We start from the raw sequence: 17281 nt of genomic DNA, 5'->3' as shown, positions 1-17281 counted from the left end.
TCAGTGTCCGTGCCCGTGGTCGTGCTCGACGGCGTCGTGCGCCGCCTCGACGCCACCGGACGCGTGGTGCGAGCAGTGCGACGCCGCGGTGGCCCCGATGGCCGCCGGTACGTTGAGGGCCGGGTTCCGCGGGAAGAATCCGTACGGCTTGAGCGTCAACTTGGCGTAGTCGACCGGCATGACGGGCCAGTCCTCGGGTCGCGGGAAGTGCGTCGGACCGAAGGTGTGCCAGAGCACGATGTCCTCGCCGTCGAGCGACCGGTCCCCCTGCACGTACCGGGCCACTCCATCACCGCCGGGGTTCTGGTGCACGAAGTCACCGGCCGCGAAGCGCTCCGCCGGGTCGTACTGCGTGACGTACAGGTGCTTGCGTGCGAACTCGGCGCGTGCGGCCACCGACGACGAGTCGTCGGCGAGCAGCACCGGGGCGTCCTGCGGGTACAGCACGTATCCGGTGGGGCGGTCGAGGTGGTTGCGCTCCTCGGTGTTCGAGACGAACCACGTGCGGGCCTTCGAGGCATCGGCGAGACGGCCGGACGTCGACTCCGACGCGATGCGGGTCACCGACTTCGTGAACGCGTTGCCGTGCTCGTTGCCCGTTCCGACCGGCACCCGGACCGCGTCGACCTCGTCCACCGCGTTCGACAGTCCGTCGACCATCATGTCGAGTCGCGCCGAGAACAGGTGCTGGTGGTACGGGGCACCGAGGCCGGGGGCCACCTCGGAGGCGTACGGGTAATCCGCGCCGGACTCCGAACGACCCGGGTACGACGACGTGAAGAGCACGCCGGTGAGCTTCGCCTCGCACTCGATCGTGCCGTCCAGGTACAGGTACCAGTAGAAGCCGTAGTCGTAGTTGCCGACGGTGGTGAAGAACGAGATCACCAGCCGGCGGGATCGACGGACCTCCTGCGAACCGGTGTAGATGTCGCCGTGCTTCCAGAGCGTGCCGAAGTCCTCCTCGTGCATGCAGATGCCGTTGCGGATGGTCTGCGGGTTCCCGAGCTCGTCGGCCAGGACGGCGTCGAAGTACTGGATCTCACCGACGCAGTCGCAGCCGAGTTCGAGCGAGTTCGTGAACCGGCCGAACAGGTACTCGCCGGTGTCGAAGTAGTTCTGCCAGAACCGCACCGGCGACGGGTCGCCGTACGGCACGAGCATCTCGTCGATCGACGCCCGGTACACGATCGGGCGCAGCCGCTCGCCGTCCTGCCACGACAGCTGGCGGAGCACCAGCCCCTCGCGGGCGTCGAAGCCGACCTGGAACCGCCAGTTCGCCCACTCGACGAACTCGCCGTCGACGCGGAACGACGGCCCCTCGGGCTGGGTGATGACGATCGGCTTGAGGTCGAGCGGTTCACCCTGCATCGCGGGGTCGTCGAAGTTGCCCGAGGTCGTCGGTACGGGCATCTCCGCCACGTCCACGATCCGCGTGACGGCCCGGTTCGCGGCGTCGACGTAGGCCGACAGGCCGTCGACGGGGTGCGCCCACACGTGGTCGGCCGGGTGGTCCTGCTTGAACGCGAGCACGCGCAGGATGCGCCGCCCCTGCTCCTCCGGGTAGTCGTAGTAGCCGGCCGAGAGCGGCACGCACTTGACCTCGTCGACGGACAGGCCGCGCTTCGCCAGGGCGGCGACCCAGCGCTCGTCCGCGCCGGCGATCTCGCCGACGGCGTCGAACTCCTCGATCAGGACGGGCAACTGGCCGCGGGATCCGTCGAGCACGTCGGTCCGCAGCACCGTGCCGGAGGTGATCGACACGACGCGGTCCGTGGATCGGCCGGTTGCCATGTCGAGCAGCATCACGCGTGCCGTCCGGTCCGGCAGGGGGCCGTCGCCGGCCTGCCACGCCAGGACCTCCTGCTTGTGCGGCTCCTCGAGGCCGACGTACGCGAAGCGGGTGGTGTCGGTCCAGTCCGGCTGCGCCGTGACGAGGTCGCGGACGGCGGTGAACTCCTCGGGGGTCAGGCTGCCGAGCGGGTGCGTGGTGGTGGCTGCGTCGGTGGTCGCGGTGGTCGGGTCGGTGATCGTCATGTGCGTGGTGCTCCTTGCGCGTTGCGTCGTGCGTGGGGTCTGGTCGGTTCGGCCGGGAGGCGCGTGGTGCGCCCGGCGGGTCAGCTCTCGGTGGCGAGACGGTCGAGCATCTGCTCGTAGCGGCTCCGGCTGCGGCGTCGCAGCACGACCGCCTGCACCACGCCGATGACGGGGACGACCACGACCAGGCCGGTGAGCACGATGCTCACGACGCCGAAGACGCTCGCGCCCGATGCATCGACGTCACCCACCAGGGTCGGGAAGTTCACCCAGATCAGGACGGCGGCGGCGACGAGGCCGAGGAACCCGAGAACCGGTGCGACCACGGTGTTCCACACCCGCCGGTCGCCCGGGTTGCGGCGGAAGTACACGATCACGGCGAGGCTCGTCGCGGCCATCAGGATCGCGACGCCGAGGGTGGCGACGCCGGCGAACCAGCTGAACACCTGCAGCACCGGGTCGAGGCCGAGCACCGCGAACAGGACCATCAGGACGGCGGCGGTGACGGTCTGCACCAGGCTCGAGGTGTGCGGGGACGCGTGCTTCCGGTGCACGTCGCCGAGCCGGCCGGGCAGCAGCGACGCGTTCGCCATCGAGTGCTGGTAGCGGGTGATGACGTTGTGGAACGACAGGACGCAGGCGAACATGCTCGTCAGCAGGAGCACGTTGAGCACGGCCTCCCCGGCGCTGCCGATGTACTGCGCCGCGGTGGTGAGGATGAGCGAGCCCGGGTCCTTCGCGACCTCGGCGAGGATGCCGTCGGGGCCCCAGGCCATCACGAGCCCCCACGACGCGAGCGTGTAGAAGACACCGATGCCGATCACGGCCGTGTACGTCGCACGCGGGATGGTCCGCTCCGGGTCCTTCGCCTCGTCGCGGAAGATCGCGGTGGCCTCGAACCCGATGAACGCCGCGATGGCGAACATCAGCCCGACGCCGGGCGAGCCGGACATGATCTGCGTCGGCTCGAACGGTGCGAGGGACAGGCCGTCGGCCCCGCCGCGGAACACGATCGCCGCGACCAGGACGAGCACGATGCCGACCTCGCCGACGAGCATCACGCCGAGCACCTTGCTCGACAGGTCGATGTGCCGGTAGCCGAGCATCCCGACCAGGGCCACGACGACCAGGGACCAGACGTACCAGGGGATGTCCGGTCCGCCCAGGCCGGTGACGGTCACGCCGAGCAGGTACCCGATGTAGCCGTGCACGCTGACCTGGATGGTCGTGTACGTCAGCAGCGCCAGGGTCGCGGCGCCCGCTCCGGCCGGACGACCGAGCCCGTGCCCCACGAAGGTGAAGAACGCGCCGGGCCGCGGCACGTGCCGGGTCATCGCGGCCAGACCCACCGAGAAGAGCAGCAGCACGACGGCCGACGCGGCGTAGAGCGACGGGAACCCGACGCCGTTGCCGAGCAGCATGCCGAGCGGGGCGGCGCCGCCGACGACGGTGAGCGGGGCGGCGGCCGCGACGACCATGAACACGATCGCGGTGACGCCGAGCGAGCCGCGCATGGTCCGCTGCGGCGCGGGTGCGGCTCCGAGTGACGCGGGGTCCTTCGTGATGCTGGACATCGTGGCCTTCCGGTTCGGGTGGGTGGGACGCAGGTGGTGGTGCTGGGTGAGACCACGGTCCCGTGCCGCCGTTGCGGTGCCGTTCCACCGGCGTGAAGCCCTGTCGCCGCCGAATGGGACGTGCTCACCGGGGACGTCTCATTTGCGCGAGACGCCGCCGAAACACCACGGAGACACGGGCGCAACGGCGCAGCCCTACGGTTGCCGCATGACCGCGCTCGACCGAGCCATCGCCGACCCGCCACGGGTGCCCGGCATCGGCACGCGTTCCCCCGTCGACGGGTTGTCCCGGCGGAGCATCGGCCCGGTCGACGTCCTCGCGCAGTCGGTGTCCGCCGTGGCACCGTCCGCCGCCGCGACCACCATCCCGGTCCTCGTCGCGACGGTCGCGGGGCAGGGTGCCACGTGGTCGCTCCTGGCCGCGATGGCGCTGTCGTTCCTGGTCGGGCGCACGGTGAACCAGTTCGTCCGACGCGTCGCCGGCACCGGCTCGCTCTACACCTACGTCTCGCTCGGGCTCGGCCCGGTCGCCGGGGTCGTCGCGGGCGCCGCCCTGCTGCTCGGCTACGGCTTCATCGCGATGTTCTCGCTCACCGGCAGCGGGTACTACCTCGACTACCTGCTGTCCCGCTTCGTCCCGGCCGCCGGCGACGACGCCCTGGTCACGATCGTCGTCGTGCTGGTGATGGGCGCCGCCGTCTTCGCGGTGATCGCGCTCGGGGTCCGGTTGTCGACCCGGCTGACGCTGCTCGTCGAGTCGCTGTCGGTGGCGGTCATCGTGGTCCTGATCGTCGCGCTCGTCGCGCGCCTGCACCCGGTCGACGCCTCCGCCGTCGCCCTCGGGCCGACGCAGCCCGCGTCGTTCGCGGTCGGTACCGCCCTCGCCGTGACCGCGTTCGTCGGGTTCGAGAGCGCGTCCGTGCTCGGCGTGGAGGCCCGGCGCCCGTTCCAGGCGATCCCCCGCGCGATCTCGTGGACCGTCCTGGTCGCCGGGGCGCTCTACGTGGTCAGCGCTGCGGCCCAGCAGATGGGGTTCGCGGCCATGGGAGCCGACCTCGCGTCGAGCGCCTCGCCCGTCAACGAACTGGCGAACGCCTTCGGCATGCAGTGGATCGGGTGGGCGCTCGACATCGGGATCGCGGCGTCGTTCGCGGCGTGCGCGATCGCCTCGACGACGGCGCTCGTGCGGGTCCTGTTCGCGATGGGCCGCGAGGGTGTGCTCCCCCGCGTGCTCGGCCGGGCGTCCCCGCGCTTCCGGACGCCGTTCGTCGCCGGCGCGGTCGCCTGCGGCGTGCTCACGGTCCTGCCGGTCCTGGGGCTGGCCAGCGGCATCCCGACCTGGACCCTGATGGAGGCCGAGCTCGTCGTCGCCGCCCTCGGGTACATCGCCGCCTACGCCCTGACGTGCTTCGCGGCACCGGTGTTCCTGCGGCGCATCGGCGAGCTGACGGCGGGGGTCGCGGTCGTCGCCGTCACGACCGGGGTCCTGCTCACAGCCGTCCTGCTCACCTACCTCGGGGTCGAGGCGGCGTCGCCCCGCTGGCCGGCCGTCGCCATCGCCGTCGGGTCGGTCGCCGCGGTGGTGGTCGCGTTCCTGGTGGCCACACGTCGACGACCCTGGCGACGGGGTCGGAGCCGCGCCGTGTACGACGTGCCGGTCGAGGCGGACCTGCTGGGGGCCTCCCGTCCGTCCGCCGGAACCGGCCACCAGGCGGGGGTGCGGTGAGCGAACCCGGACTCCGCGCACGGCAGCCGAAGGCGATCCAGAACGCCCTCGCGGTGCTGGAGGCCGCCGCGCACGCGGGACCGGGCGTCACCGCCCAGCAGATCTCGGAGGCCCTCGGGATGCCGCGGGCCACCACCTACCGGCTCATCACGCTGCTCGTCGAGGACGAGTACCTCGTCCGACTGCCCGACCTGCGCGGCTTCGCCCTCGGCCACAAGGTCGCCGACCTGGCCGGGGTGTCGGCGGCTCCGGCACTCGCACCGCTCCCCCGTGCCGTGCGGTCGGTGCTCGCCGACGTCCGATCCGCCGTCCGCGCCGGCGTGCACCTGGCGCGCTACGACGTCGCTGGCGTGCGCGACATCGACGTGGACCCGGACTTCCCCCTGCTCGACGAGGCCGCACTGCGGGCGACACCCGGGTCGAGCGCGATGGGGCGGTTGCACGCCGAGGGCGGCCTCGGACCGGTGCACCAGGTCGGCGCGTTCACGGCGGGGTTCGGGTGCCTGGCGCTCCCCGTCCGCGGGGAGCGCGGAGAACTCGTGGCCGGGCTGACCCTGTCGGCGCCCGCGGCCCGGGTGTCGTCGCCGGGGGACGCACTGGTGCACCTGCGGCGGGCGGTGACGCGGCTCGAACCGCTGCTCGGGTGACCGGCTCGCGGACAGCGGTGCGGGCCCGGCATAGCGTGGGCGCGTGGACCTCGAACTCAAGAACCGTGTCGCACTCGTCGTCGGAGGCAAGGGGTACATCGGTGCCGCCGTCGCCGACCGCCTCCGCACCGAGGGGGCGACCGTCGTCGTCGCGTCCCGCAGCGCGGAGAACTCCGACGGCAGCGTGTCGATCGACACCGCCTCGCAGGACTCGGTGGACGCGGGCATCGCCACCGTCCTCGAGCGGCACGGGCGCATCGACGTCCTGGTCGTGACCGCAGCACCGAGTGCGAGCACCCTCGACCCGGCCCGGAAGTCCGACCCCGCACAGGTCCTCGACGCGATCGACGGCAAGGCCCTCGGGTTCCTCCGGGTCGCGAACGCCGTGCTCCCCGCGCAGCGCGAGGCCGGGTTCGGCCGCGTGGTCGTGGTGAGCGGGCAGAACGCCTACTTCTCCGGCAACATCACCGCGTCGCTCCGGAACACGGCGGTGAGCGTCATCGCGAAGAACCTGGCCGACGACGTGGCGGGCACCGGGATCACGGTGAACGTCGTCAACCCCGGCACGGTGACGGACACCCCGTCCACCGAGGTCCGCCCGGGAGGCCCCGGCGACTCGACCCCGCAGCAGATCGCCGACCTCATCGCCTTCCTGTCGTCGCCGCTGAACGCGGTGTCCGGCGAGTCCGTCTCGATCGCGCACCGCCAGCGGGGCTCCGTCGTGGTCTGATCCCCGAGTACCGGGTGGTCGCATCTCGCTTCACCCGCAGGGACGAAGCGCTTCGCCCCTGCGCCCGATGCCCGCGGGGCGCCGTCCAGCGAGTCTGGTGACATGGAGTCCTCGACGAAACACACCATCGCCACGCTGCTGCTCTGTGCCGCGATCGTCGCCACCACCGTCATCGCCCTCGCCGCCATGACCCCGGGCGCGTGACGTCGGTGCACGCCGCCCGGCGCGGGCGGCATGCGATGATCGAGCCGTGACGGACCGGCGCACGTTCATCCGGCCGCTCGCCACCCGTTCGATCGTCGTCGACGTGGCGTGGGCGGTCCTGGCGGCGTTGGTCTTCCTGCTGCCGATCGAGGTCGAGCTCGAGCACGCGAGCTTCTTCGCGGTGCTCGCCGCCGCCGGCGCGATCGCCCTGCGTCGGGTCTCCCCGTCGGCGGCGATGCTGATGGTGGTCGTCCTCGGGATCATCCAGGTGGGCGGCGGCGAGCGCCCGTCGCTCGTCGACCTCGCCATCTTCGTCGTCATCGGCACCGCGGCCGTGGTCGGCACCCGGACCGAGGTCATCCTCTCCGGGGTGCTCGCGCTCGTCGCGGGCGTCGGCGCGACGTTCTACCTCGCCGTCACCGGCTTCCGGTACCTGGTGCTGCTCAACGGCCCCCGCGACCAGGCGTTCCTCGCGATGGCCGCACCGGTCGCCGCGCTCCTCGGGGTGTGGGCGGGCGGGGTCGCCGTCCGGGCCTTCCGGTCGCGCGACCGCGAATCCGTCCGTCGAGCCGACGCCGAAGCTGCCGCGTCGCGCGCCGAGGCCGTCGCCACCGAGGCCGAGGCCACCGCCACCCGCGCCATCGACGTCGCGGAGTCCGAGCGCATCCGCGCGGACATCGCCCGCGATGTGCACGACGTCGTCGGCCACTCGCTCGCGGTGATCATCGCCCAGGCCGACTCGGTGCCGTTCCTGGCCGACGAGGCCCGCATCCGCGAGGTCAGTGCCACCATCGCCAGCACCGCCCGCAGCTCGCTGGTCGAGGTCCGGCAGGTCCTCGGGCACATCGACGGCTCCGGGGAGACGACCGACCCCGGCTCGCTCGAGGAGATCGTGCAGGGCATCCGCGAGGCCGGTGTCGACGTCGACCGTACGGTGCGTGGCGTCCCGGTCCCGCTCCGGCCGGACACCGGTACGGCGGCCCGACGCGTGCTGCAGGCGATGCTGACCAACGCACTCCGGCACGGCGCACCGGGTCTGCCCGTCGTGGTCCGTGAGACCTGGCGGAGCGCCGACGTCGTGCTCGAGGTCGAGAACGTCGTCGGCGACGGCACGACCGGGGGCTCCGGCCGGGGGATCGACGGCATGCACACCCGCCTCACCGCACTCGGCGGGTCGTTCGACGCCGCCGCGCTGGACGACGTGTTCGCCGCACGCGCCCGCATCCCGTTCGACGTCCAAGGGGGACCCGTCCGATGACCGAACCGATCAGGATCCTGCTCACCGACGACCAGGCGCTGTTCCGCGCCGGTCTGCGCGTGGTGCTCGACGCCCAGGACGACATGCACGTGGTGGGCGAGGCCTCCGACGGCGCCGAGGCCCTCGACCGCATCCGGGAGCTCCGGCCCGACGTGATGCTGCTCGACATGCGGATGGCCGGCATGGACGGTGTCGAGACCGTCCGTCAGCTGTTCTCCGGTGCCGTCGAGGGGCCGCTCCCCCGCGTCGTGGTGCTCACCACGTTCGGCCTCGACCCCGCCGCCGCGACCGCGATCCGGCTCGGCGCGAGCGGCTTCCTGCTCAAGGACGCCACCCCGACGTTCCTGTTCGCCGCGGTCCGGGCGGTGCACGAGGGCAGCTCCGTCATCGCACCGAACGACCTCGCGCAGTTGTTCGGGGCCGACGTCGCCAGGGCACCGGCTCCGCAGCCGTCCGAGTTCCAGGCGCTGACCGAGCGGGAGCGGGTGGTGTTCGGCTGGGCGTCGCGCGGGCTCTCGAACGCCGAGATCGCGACGAAGGAGTACGTCACCGAGTCGACCGTGAAGACCCAGATCTCGAGCATCCTCGGCAAGCTCTCGCTGCGGGACCGCGTGCAGCTCGTGGTCTACGCGCACGACCACGGGCTGGCGGGCACCCGCGACGGGTCCTAGCCCGCTGCGACCTCGTCGAGGATCGCCTCGACCGCAGCCGGGTCGTGCGCGAACCGACCGAGGAACAGCCCGCCGATCCGTCCGGCACCCCGGGTGAGCAGACCGGGCCCGGCGCTGCCCCCGTACAACACGGTGCTCCCGCGCAGCTCGGACCGCGTGGCGAGGTGCTGCTCGATCCCCGCGAGCACCGCCACGATGTGGTCGTCCGGCGCCGGCGCGGGAGCGCCGATGGCCCACACCGGTTCGTAGGCGACGGTCAGCGCCCCGCCCAGTCCGTCAGCGACGGCCGTCGAGACACCGCGGTCGAGCTGCGCGGTCACCTCCGCCACGGCTTCCGCTGCACCCGGACGGGAGGCTCGGGTCGTCTCCCCGACGCAGAGGAGCGGGCGCAGGTGGTTGCGGAACGCCGCGTGCACCTTGGCGGTGACGGTCACGTCGTCCTCGTGGAACAGGGAGCGTCGTTCGGCGTGCCCGATCTCGACCAGGTCGACCCCGATCTCCCGCAGTTCGGCGCCGGAGACCTCGCCGGTGAACGCTCCCTCGTCGGCCCACGACAGATCCTGCGCGGCGAGGAGCACCCCCGACCCGGAGAGCACGTCGCGCACGGGCACGAGCGCCGGGAACGTCGGCGCCACGAACAGCGAGGCCGCTCCCGACCGGGTCGCGGGGTGCCGCCGGGCGATCTCCGCGACGGCCGCGGCCCACTCCAGGGTCCGGGCGTGTGAGAAGTACGTCTTCAGCGACACCCCGATGGTGATCACGGTGCGAGGGTCTCCACGATGAGCGCGAAGGACACCGCACCGGGGTCCGGTGTGCCGACGGCCTGCTCGGCGTGGGTGCGTGCGCGGCCCATCTTCGGCACGAGCGACGCGGTGGCGTCGGCGGCCTCGCGGGCGGCGCCGGCGGCGTCCGTCCAGGCTTCCGTGAGCGACGCTCCCGCGTCGACCCGGGTGCGGAGCACCTCGTCGAACGGTACGAGCGCGTCCACCATGGTCTTGTCGCCGACGGTCGCGCCGAACGCGAGGACGGCCTCGGTGGCGGCGTGCACCGCGCTCTGGACCGTGGCGGCTGACGGGCGCTCGTCGTCCCCGAGGACGCGACCCAGTGCCTCCAGGGCGGCTCCCCAGATCGCACCGGACGTCCCACCGGCCTTGTCGGACCACGCGTCTGCCGCGATCCGTAGGACGGAACCGACACCTGCGCCGGAGGTTACTGCGTCCGCGGCTGCGGCCTCTGCGGCGTGCGCGCCGCGCTGCATGCCGATGCCGTGGTCGCCGTCGCCCGCGACGGCGTCGATGCGTCCGAGCTCGTCGGCGTGCTCGTCGAGGAGCGCACGGACGGCGGCGAAGCCGGCTGCGACCTGCTCGCCGACCGCGCGCGAGTCGTCGCTCGCTGCGCCGATGGCGACTCCTTCGGCATCCGCTTCGACGGTGGAGGGGTCGACGCGTTCCTGCGGGACGGCACCGCCCTTGCGGTAGGCGGGGGTGTCCGCGGGTGCGGCCCAGAGTTCCTCGAGTTCGTCGTCGAGCCAGAACAGCGTCAGGGACACCCCGGCCATGTCGAAACTCGTGACCAGTTCGCCGACCTCGGGCTCCACGATGAGGACCCCCGCGTCGGCCAGCCGCTGCTGCACCGAGCGGTAGACGACGAAGAGCTCCTCGTACTTGACGCTGCCCAGCCCGTTCAGGATCGGGACGACGCGCGGCCCGTTCGCTCCGTCGAGCGCCACGCCGTCGGGCATTTCGTCGAGCAGACGGGCCACCAGCAGCTCGGCCAGGCCGTCCGCGGTGGGTACGTCCGTCTCGTCGATGCCCCGCTCGCCGTGGATGCCCATGCCGATGGCCATCCGGCCCTCGGGCACCGTGAACAGGGGTTCGTCGGCACCGGGCAGGGAGCACCCGGAGAACGCGACGCCGAACGACCGCGTGCGGTCGTTGGCGCGCTCGGCGACGGCCGTGACCTCGTCGAGGCTGCGGCCCTGCTCGGCGGCGGCACCGGCGACCTTGAAGACGCAGAGGTCACCCGCGATGCCGCGACGCTTCGTCGCATCGTCGCCCGGGGCGCTGGTGACGTCGTCCGTCACCCTGACCGTGCGGACCGGGATGCCGTCGGCCTCGAGCGTGCGTGCCGCGGCGTCGAAGTTCAGGACGTCACCGGCGTAGTTGCCGTAGCTCAGCAGCACCCCGCCGCCGTGCTCGGCGGCCCGGGCGACACCGGCCACCTGCTGGGCGCTGGGACTGGCGAAGAGGTTGCCCATCGCGGCACCCGCGGCCAGGCCGGGTCCGACGAGTCCGCCGAACGCGGGGTAGTGGCCCGAGCCGCCGCCGATCACGACCGCGACCGTGCCGTCGGGGCTGGTGGTGGCGCGGGCGACGCCGCCGTGGACCTTCCGCACCCACCGCTCGTTCGCGGCGACGAAGCCGTCGGTCGCCTCGTCGGCGAAGTCCGCCGGGTCGTTGAACAGTCTGGTCACGCGTTCGTCTCCTTCGACGTCGTGGTGCGGACATGCGAGGTGTCGAGGAGGTCATCCGCCTTCGACCCCCGGAAGAACTTCGTGCAGAAGATCATCACCGCTGCGACGAACGCCAGGACCCCGAGCGAGACGATCCCGAACGCACCGCTGTCGGTCGGCACCACCTCGTTGATCGCGGTGCGCATGATCGGGGCGACGAACCCACCCAGGTTGCCGAGCGAGTTGATCAGGCCGATGCCCGCCGCGGCGGCCGCCCCGGTGAGGAACGCCGTCGGGTACGCCCAGGTGATCGGGCCGACGGCCAGGAAGCTCGCGACCGCCAGCGTGATGAACACGATGCCCAGGATCGGTTGCCCGTTCGCACCGGCCCACGCCGACCCGAGGATCGAGAGCCCGGTCGTGACGTAGAACATGGTGCCCCAGCGTCGGCGGCGACCGACGGAGTCCGCCTTCGACCCGACCAGGTAGCAGGCGACGAGTCCGACGAGCCACGGGATCGCGGTCACGAGGCCGACCTGCCACCCGACGTCCTGCCCGAGCAGCGAGGACACCTGCTGCGGCAGGTAGAACGTCGTGCCGTACACGGCGACCTGCAGGCAGAAGTAGATGATCGTGAAGTACCAGACCCGGCCGCTCGCCATGGCCTTCCAGATGCCCGTCGGACCGTCCGCGCTGCGGGCGGTGTCCTCGCGCTCCATGGCCGCGGTGAGCGACGCCTTCTCGCCCGGTTCGAGCCACTTCGCCTGCTGCGGACTGTTCGTCAGGAACACCAGGGCCGCGATGCCGGCGAGCACCGCGAGGATCCCCTCGCCGAAGAACATGACCTGCCAGCCGTGGAACGGGGTCGCCTGGTCGCCGAAGCTCAGCAGCCCGCCGGACAGCGGGGCGCCGATCATCTGCGAGAACGGCTGCGCCAGGTAGAAGATCGCGAACATGCGCACGCGCACCTTGTTCGGGAACCACTCGGACAGGTACATGATCACGCCCGGGAACAGCCCCGCCTCGGTCACACCGAGGATGAACCGCAGGACGATGAACATCGTGTCGTTCGTCGTGAAGGCGAACAGCGCGGCGACGATGCCCCACGTGACCGCGATGCGGGCGAGCCAGAACCGGGCGCCGAAGCGCTTCAGCAGCAGGTTCGACGGGATCTCGAAGATCGCGTAGCCGATGAAGAAGATGCCGGCGCCGAGTGCGAAGGCCGCGTCGGAGATGCCGCGGTCGACGCTCAGGGCCTCTTCGGCGAACCCGACGTTCGTGCGGTCGAGGAACGCGACGAAGTACAGGATGACGAGCATCGGCATGAGGTGCTTCGTCGCCTTGCCGATGGCGGACTTGAGGCCGGGGTCGTTGGTCGACCCGAGCGCGGGGGCAGGGGGTAGTGACACGGGTTCGCTCCTTTGCGAGCACGGTGCGGAGGTGTTGCGGAGGGGGACGAGGTGGACCCGTCGCGCACGGCCGTCAGTGCATGTACAGGCCGCCGTCGACGTTGAGCGTCTGGCCGGTGACGAACCCGGCGTCCTCGCTGATCAGGTACGCGATCGCCGCGGCGATGTCCCGCGGCGTGCCGATGCGCGGCAGCACGCCGTCGGCTGCCATCTCGGTCTTCCGCTCCTCGGTCAGGGTGCCGCCCATGATGTCGGTGTCGATCGGACCGGGAGCGATGGCGTTGACGGTGATGCCGCGCGGGCCGAGTTCGCGCGCCAGACCGCGGGTGAGCCCGATCACACCGGCCTTCGCCACCGTGTACGGGGTCTTGCTGAAGGTGCCGCCGCCGCGCTGCGCCGACACCGACGACAGGTTCACGATGCGCCCGTATCCGTGCTGCACCATCGACTCCGCTGCCCGCAGGCTGGCGAAGTGCACGCCGTCGAGGTTGATCGACAGCACCCGGTGCCACTCCCCCTCGGGCAGGTCGAGGTAGGCGTGCGCGGACGAGACCCCGGCCAGGTTCACGAGCGCGGTGATCGGCCGGAGTTCGGCCTCGATCGTGTCGAAGGCCGCCCGGACCGCGGACTCGTCGGCGACGTTCGCCCCGACGCCGACCGCACGGACGCCGTGCTGCTCGCGGATCTCGGTCGCGACCTGTTCGCTGGCGGTCTGGTCGAGGTCGATGATGCCGATGTCCCAGCCCTGTTCCGCCAGGTGGTGGGCGGTGGCGCGACCGATGCCACGCGGTGATGCCGCTCCGGTGAGGACGGCGGTTTGCTGTTCGTTGCGCATCGTCGTGCCGCTCAGTGGATCGGGGCCGGGCCGAGGTCGTCGAGCAGCTTCTGCATCGCGACGTAGGCCTTGTTGCGGTAGGCGACGAGTTCCGGCGTCCGGTCGGCCGGCACCTCGAGGTACCCGGCGCCGGACTTCGTGCCGAGCTCGCCCGCGTCGACGTGCTGCTGCAGCGACGGCGGGGTGGCGAAGCGCTCGGGCCAACGGGTCTGCAGCGACTCGAAGCAGAACGCGTAGACGTCGAGACCGGCCATGTCGGCGATCGCGAACGGGCCGAAGAACGGCAGGCGGAACCCGAACGTGGTCCGCACGATGGTGTCGATGTCGTCGGGGGTGGCGATGCCCTCGTCGGCGATCTTCGTGGCTTCCTCGAACAACGCGTACTGCAGGCGGTTCAGGACGAAGCCCGTCGAGTCCTTCACCCGCGCCGACTGCTTGCCGGTCGCGGCGACGACGGTCTCGCCGACCTCGATCGCGTGCTCGTTCGTGGTCGGGTGCGGGATGAGCTCGACGCCGGGGATGAACGGTGCCGGGTTCGAGAAGTGCACGCCGAGGAACCGCTCCGGGCCCACGACGGCCTCGGCCAGCGACTCGATCAGGATCGTCGAGGTGTTCGAGCCGATGATCGCGTCGGGGCGGGCGGCCTCGCTGATGCGGCGCAGGGTCGCGTGCTTGATCTCGATCTTCTCGGGCACGGCCTCCTCGATGAAGTCGGCGTCGGCGACGGCGGCCTCGATTGACTCGGCGGCGCTCAGGTGTGCGCGGACCCGTTCGACGGCGTCCTCGGGGAACAGCCCGTCGGCGACGAACTGTGCGGTCTCGCCGAGCAGTCGCTCCAGGTTCTGCTGGGCGATCTCGGCCGAGACGTCGGCGATCCGGACGGTGTGGCCGGCGAGGGCGAGGACCTGGGCGATCCCGCCGCCCATGTAGCCGGACCCGACGACGGCGATGTCGAGGGTGCTCATCGGATTGCTCCTTCGGTGCTGGTTGCTGCAGTCGGGGTCGCCGTCGCGTCGAGCTTCGTCGTCGCGAGGACGGATCGGATGTACTGCTGGTTGGTGGCGCAGACGCCGAGGCTGTCCCCGCCGTACTGCTCGGTCATGACGATCCCGCGGAACCCGTCGGCGACGGCGTCGCGCAGGACCTGGCGGTAGTTGATGAGGCCCGTCTCCATGGTGCTCGGCGCACTCGTCGCCCAGCTCCCGTCGCCGGCCTCGTCACGCGTGTAGTTCTTCACGTGCAGGTAGTTCGTGTGCGGCATGGTCTTCGCGAAGAGCTCCCGCCAGTCCTCGACGGGACGGTGCAGACGGATGAGGTTCGCGACGTCCGCGTTCAGCCCGACGTTGTCGAGCCCGATCTCCTCGACCAGGCGGACCGCGCTGTCGGCGGTGCCGAGGTACGTGTCCTCGTACAGCTCGAGCGCCATCGGCAGCCCGACGCTCGCTGCGTGCTCGCCGAGCTCCCGCAGGCGCTTGACCGCGGCGTTCCAGACCTCCGGGTCGTCGGGGTCCTTCGGGCCCGGCGCCGTCCAGAACCACAGCGCGCGCTTCTGGGCGTCGGAGAACGGCTGGTGCAGCCCGGTCGAGAAGACCTGCATGCCCCACTCGGCCGCCGCGTCGATCGTGCGGTGGGCGTAGGCGAGGTTCTCGTCCTCGTGCCCGGGCTGGATGACGCTCTTGCGCTGCAGGTGCACGGAGGGGATCCCGATGCCGTGCGCCTTCGCGACGGCGAACAGCTCGTCGCGACGGGAACGCTCGAGGTCCGCGGGGCGGATGTGGCTGTCGGCGAGCTCGGCGAGTGAGAACCCGGCGGCCTCGATCTGTGCGAACACGTCGTCCCAGGCCTCGGCCGAGGCATCGTGGAACGCGGCACCGTCGCGCGTGACCTGCGCGAAGCCGTGCAGACAGGCGGCGATCGGCCAGGTGTCCGACGTCCAGGTTGTGGGGTCCCAATCTTGGTCGACCCAGTCCTGCGGTGTGATCACGGAATGCTCCTTCGCATGTCGGGGTTCGCCTGTGAACCTCTTTCCTATAGGAAAGATACTCGCACCTCGACAGAGCGCAACCCCTGCGGGATCAGCTCGTGTGCGAGGCGTCCTCGCGCGACCGGAGCCGGACAGCGTCGATGTGGTGCCGCATCGCCGCCACTGCTTCGGTCGGCCCGACCGCGAGGGCATCGACCACCGCTCGGTGCTCGTGCACGGCGCGGTCGGTGTCGTCCCCGCCACCCTCGACGATCTGCCGCATACGGTGCACCCGCGTCGTGATGATCTCGGACATCTCCTCGAGGAACGGGTTCCGCGTGGCATCGAAGATCAGCTGGTGGAACTGCCAGTCGCTCCGGAAGAACCGGGCCATGAGTTCCTCCGACGCCTCAGCCGCACCGACCGCCGCGACCTCGTCGGCCACCGCAGCCTGCTCGTCGAGCGCCGCACTGAGCCGCTCCCGCAGGGCGTCGACGTCTCCGCGTGCGGCGAGTTCGACGGCGCCGCTCTCCACGATGAGCCGCGCGTCGAACAGTGCCTCGAGCTGGTCGCCGGCCAGGGGTGGGGAGACCCGGTAGCCCTTGTTCGCCTCGCGGGTGACGAGGCCGGTGCGTTCGAGTTGCACGAGGGCTTCGCGCACCGGGGTCGGGGAGACGCCGAGGGTGCGGGCGAGCCCGTCGATCGACAGTCGCATGCCGGGTTCGACGTCGTGGCCCATCAGGACCTCGAGCACCCGGTCGTAGACGCGGTCACGCAGGCCGAGCTGCGCGATGCGTTCGGTCCCGAAGCCGGGCATGGTCGTCGACATGTGTCGATCCTAGAGAATCCACGATGTCGCGACCGGCACCTCGAACGATCATTCAGGCCACGGGACCTGCTGATTGCTCGAGGAACGCCCTTGCCGCCTACTGGCGCTGGAGGCGGATACTCCGATGGCAAGTGGCACGAAGGCCGCCCCGATGCCCAGCGTCAGAACAAGCAAGATCATCAGGTGCAGATCAACCCTCCGCGGTTTTCATTTTCGCCTGCGCCTTATCGCCGTGACGGTACCGATCACGATGATGACAGCCACGACGGCTATCCAAACCCCGAAGGGGATACCCCCGTCGGGACCAGGAGGGTTGATCGCGAGAAGATTCATGTCGTTCATTCCCGGTTCCGCCAGTTCCCCCGGCGGGTCGCGCTCAATCAACTCGAACAATTCTCCCTTTACCGCTTACGCCGAAGAAACAACGTGAGCGCGATGCCAATGATGACGACGGCGAAGACTACGAACAGCCAGGGCGGAAGTGAATTCCCATCCTTTGGAATTGCAGCGAGTACAGTCATCGTCGCAACAGAAAGGATGCCACAGTATTTACCAACTCGGCCGAATCGATTGTGAAACAGTAGCACTACACATAGGCGTTGAGTAGCCGGTCCCTACGTTGCCCCTGCTGCTCGATACTGATCCGCCGACACCCGGGCTTCCTGCCCCGAGGGAGAAGGTGAGACCGGTGTGCCCGCCTGAATCGACAGAGAACGTAACTCCACCGCAAACGTAGTGACAGACCTGCCCCCGACCGCCAAAGTCTGCGACCGGGTTCCCGAGGACATAGATACTCGACGTGCCCTCGCACGCTCCGCCGGTTCCGCGGCTGGCCAAACGTCGGGTCGCTAATGACCGCATCTGTGCCGTTCCAGACGAATTCCCCGCCACTGATCTCTGGGAACCGGTTGAAGTTCGAGCTAGTGACGGCCGGTCTGCTCCACGCCTG

Annotated in this window: 15 protein-coding genes; 6 read left to right on the top strand and 9 right to left on the bottom strand. The window is 70.8% G+C overall.

Annotated features, from left to right (window positions below):
* A complete protein-coding gene (locus tag ACGH48_RS00370; RefSeq protein ID WP_396289766.1) occupies positions 1-2034 on the bottom strand; it encodes a primary-amine oxidase in 2034 nt (677 codons plus the stop codon).
* Positions 2035-2114: 80 nt separating this feature from the next.
* Positions 2115-3608: an APC family permease gene (locus ACGH48_RS00365; protein ID WP_123311171.1), complete on the bottom strand. Its 1494-nt coding sequence runs from the start codon at positions 3606-3608 to the stop codon at positions 2115-2117.
* A gap of 208 nt (positions 3609-3816) precedes the next feature.
* Between ACGH48_RS00365 and ACGH48_RS00360 the strand changes: the two genes are divergently transcribed.
* The 5 genes from ACGH48_RS00360 (at position 3817) to ACGH48_RS00340 (ending at position 8844) form a co-directional block, all read left to right on the top strand.
* A complete protein-coding gene (locus ACGH48_RS00360; protein WP_396289765.1) occupies positions 3817-5334 on the top strand; it encodes an APC family permease in 1518 nt (505 codons plus the stop codon).
* A complete protein-coding gene (locus ACGH48_RS00355) occupies positions 5331-5981 on the top strand; it encodes a helix-turn-helix domain-containing protein (RefSeq protein ID WP_260232959.1) in 651 nt (216 codons plus the stop codon). Before ACGH48_RS00360 ends, ACGH48_RS00355 begins: the two co-directional genes overlap by 4 nt.
* Positions 5982-6024: 43 nt before the next feature.
* Positions 6025-6711 (top strand): SDR family NAD(P)-dependent oxidoreductase, encoded by a 687-nt coding sequence (locus tag ACGH48_RS00350; protein ID WP_396289764.1) that lies wholly within the window; start codon positions 6025-6027, stop codon positions 6709-6711.
* 250 nt (positions 6712-6961) lie between these two features.
* Positions 6962-8173, top strand: a complete 1212-nt coding sequence (locus tag ACGH48_RS00345) for a sensor histidine kinase (protein WP_396289763.1) — start codon at positions 6962-6964, stop codon at positions 8171-8173.
* Positions 8170-8844, top strand: a complete 675-nt coding sequence (locus ACGH48_RS00340; RefSeq protein ID WP_123292887.1) for a response regulator transcription factor — start codon at positions 8170-8172, stop codon at positions 8842-8844. The genes ACGH48_RS00345 and ACGH48_RS00340 overlap by 4 nt, the downstream gene beginning before the upstream one ends.
* On the opposite strand, the gene ACGH48_RS00335 is transcribed toward ACGH48_RS00340, so the two are convergent.
* From ACGH48_RS00335 to ACGH48_RS00305, 7 genes are all read right to left on the bottom strand, one after another.
* The gene (locus ACGH48_RS00335; protein WP_396289762.1) at positions 8841-9605 is read right to left on the bottom strand and encodes a triose-phosphate isomerase family protein; all 765 of its coding nucleotides are present in this window, start codon (positions 9603-9605) and stop codon (positions 8841-8843) included. The genes ACGH48_RS00340 and ACGH48_RS00335 overlap by 4 nt on opposite strands.
* The gene (locus tag ACGH48_RS00330; protein ID WP_396289761.1) at positions 9602-11317 is read right to left on the bottom strand and encodes a dihydroxyacetone kinase family protein; all 1716 of its coding nucleotides are present in this window, start codon (positions 11315-11317) and stop codon (positions 9602-9604) included. The genes ACGH48_RS00335 and ACGH48_RS00330 overlap by 4 nt, the downstream gene beginning before the upstream one ends.
* Positions 11314-12705, bottom strand: coding sequence for an MFS transporter (locus ACGH48_RS00325; protein ID WP_222659036.1), 1392 nt, complete (start codon positions 12703-12705; stop codon positions 11314-11316). The genes ACGH48_RS00330 and ACGH48_RS00325 overlap by 4 nt, the downstream gene beginning before the upstream one ends.
* Before the next feature lie 73 nt (positions 12706-12778).
* A complete protein-coding gene (locus ACGH48_RS00320; protein ID WP_396289760.1) occupies positions 12779-13540 on the bottom strand; it encodes an SDR family NAD(P)-dependent oxidoreductase in 762 nt (253 codons plus the stop codon).
* 11 nt (positions 13541-13551) lie between these two features.
* Positions 13552-14505 carry a 3-hydroxyacyl-CoA dehydrogenase family protein gene (locus ACGH48_RS00315; RefSeq protein WP_396289759.1) on the bottom strand — a complete coding sequence of 318 codons (954 nt, stop codon included), beginning with the start codon at positions 14503-14505 and terminating at the stop codon, positions 13552-13554.
* Positions 14502-15524, bottom strand: a complete 1023-nt coding sequence (locus ACGH48_RS00310) for a sugar phosphate isomerase/epimerase family protein (RefSeq protein WP_396289757.1) — start codon at positions 15522-15524, stop codon at positions 14502-14504. Before ACGH48_RS00310 ends, ACGH48_RS00315 begins: the two co-directional genes overlap by 4 nt.
* Before the next feature lie 91 nt (positions 15525-15615).
* A complete protein-coding gene (locus ACGH48_RS00305) occupies positions 15616-16332 on the bottom strand; it encodes a GntR family transcriptional regulator (RefSeq protein ID WP_396289756.1) in 717 nt (238 codons plus the stop codon).
* 183 nt (positions 16333-16515) lie between these two features.
* On the opposite strand from ACGH48_RS00305, the gene ACGH48_RS00300 reads away from it, so the two are divergent.
* Positions 16516-16908, top strand: coding sequence for a hypothetical protein (locus ACGH48_RS00300; protein WP_396289755.1), 393 nt, complete (start codon positions 16516-16518; stop codon positions 16906-16908).
* Positions 16909-17281: the final 373 nt, after the last annotated feature.

It is taken from the genome of Curtobacterium pomorum, from assembly GCF_044497295.1.
Classification (GTDB): Bacteria; Actinomycetota; Actinomycetes; order Actinomycetales; family Microbacteriaceae; genus Curtobacterium.
Note: the sequence above shows the minus strand (reverse complement) of the source record. Positions and strands in the feature narration are given on the sequence as shown.

What these genes read in the sequence shown, in the direction of transcription:
- ACGH48_RS00370 (WP_396289766.1), bottom strand. Translation starts at nt 2,034, where the DNA reads ATGACGATCACCGACCCGACCACCGCGACCACCGACGCAGCCACCACC.
- ACGH48_RS00365 (WP_123311171.1), bottom strand. Translation starts at nt 3,608, where the DNA reads ATGTCCAGCATCACGAAGGACCCCGCGTCACTCGGAGCCGCACCCGCG.
- ACGH48_RS00360 (WP_396289765.1), top strand. Translation starts at nt 3,817, where the DNA reads ATGACCGCGCTCGACCGAGCCATCGCCGACCCGCCACGGGTGCCCGGC.
- ACGH48_RS00340 (WP_123292887.1), top strand. Translation starts at nt 8,170, where the DNA reads ATGACCGAACCGATCAGGATCCTGCTCACCGACGACCAGGCGCTGTTC.
- ACGH48_RS00320 (WP_396289760.1), bottom strand. Translation starts at nt 13,540, where the DNA reads ATGCGCAACGAACAGCAAACCGCCGTCCTCACCGGAGCGGCATCACCG.
- ACGH48_RS00315 (WP_396289759.1), bottom strand. Translation starts at nt 14,505, where the DNA reads ATGAGCACCCTCGACATCGCCGTCGTCGGGTCCGGCTACATGGGCGGC.
- ACGH48_RS00305 (WP_396289756.1), bottom strand. Translation starts at nt 16,332, where the DNA reads ATGTCGACGACCATGCCCGGCTTCGGGACCGAACGCATCGCGCAGCTC.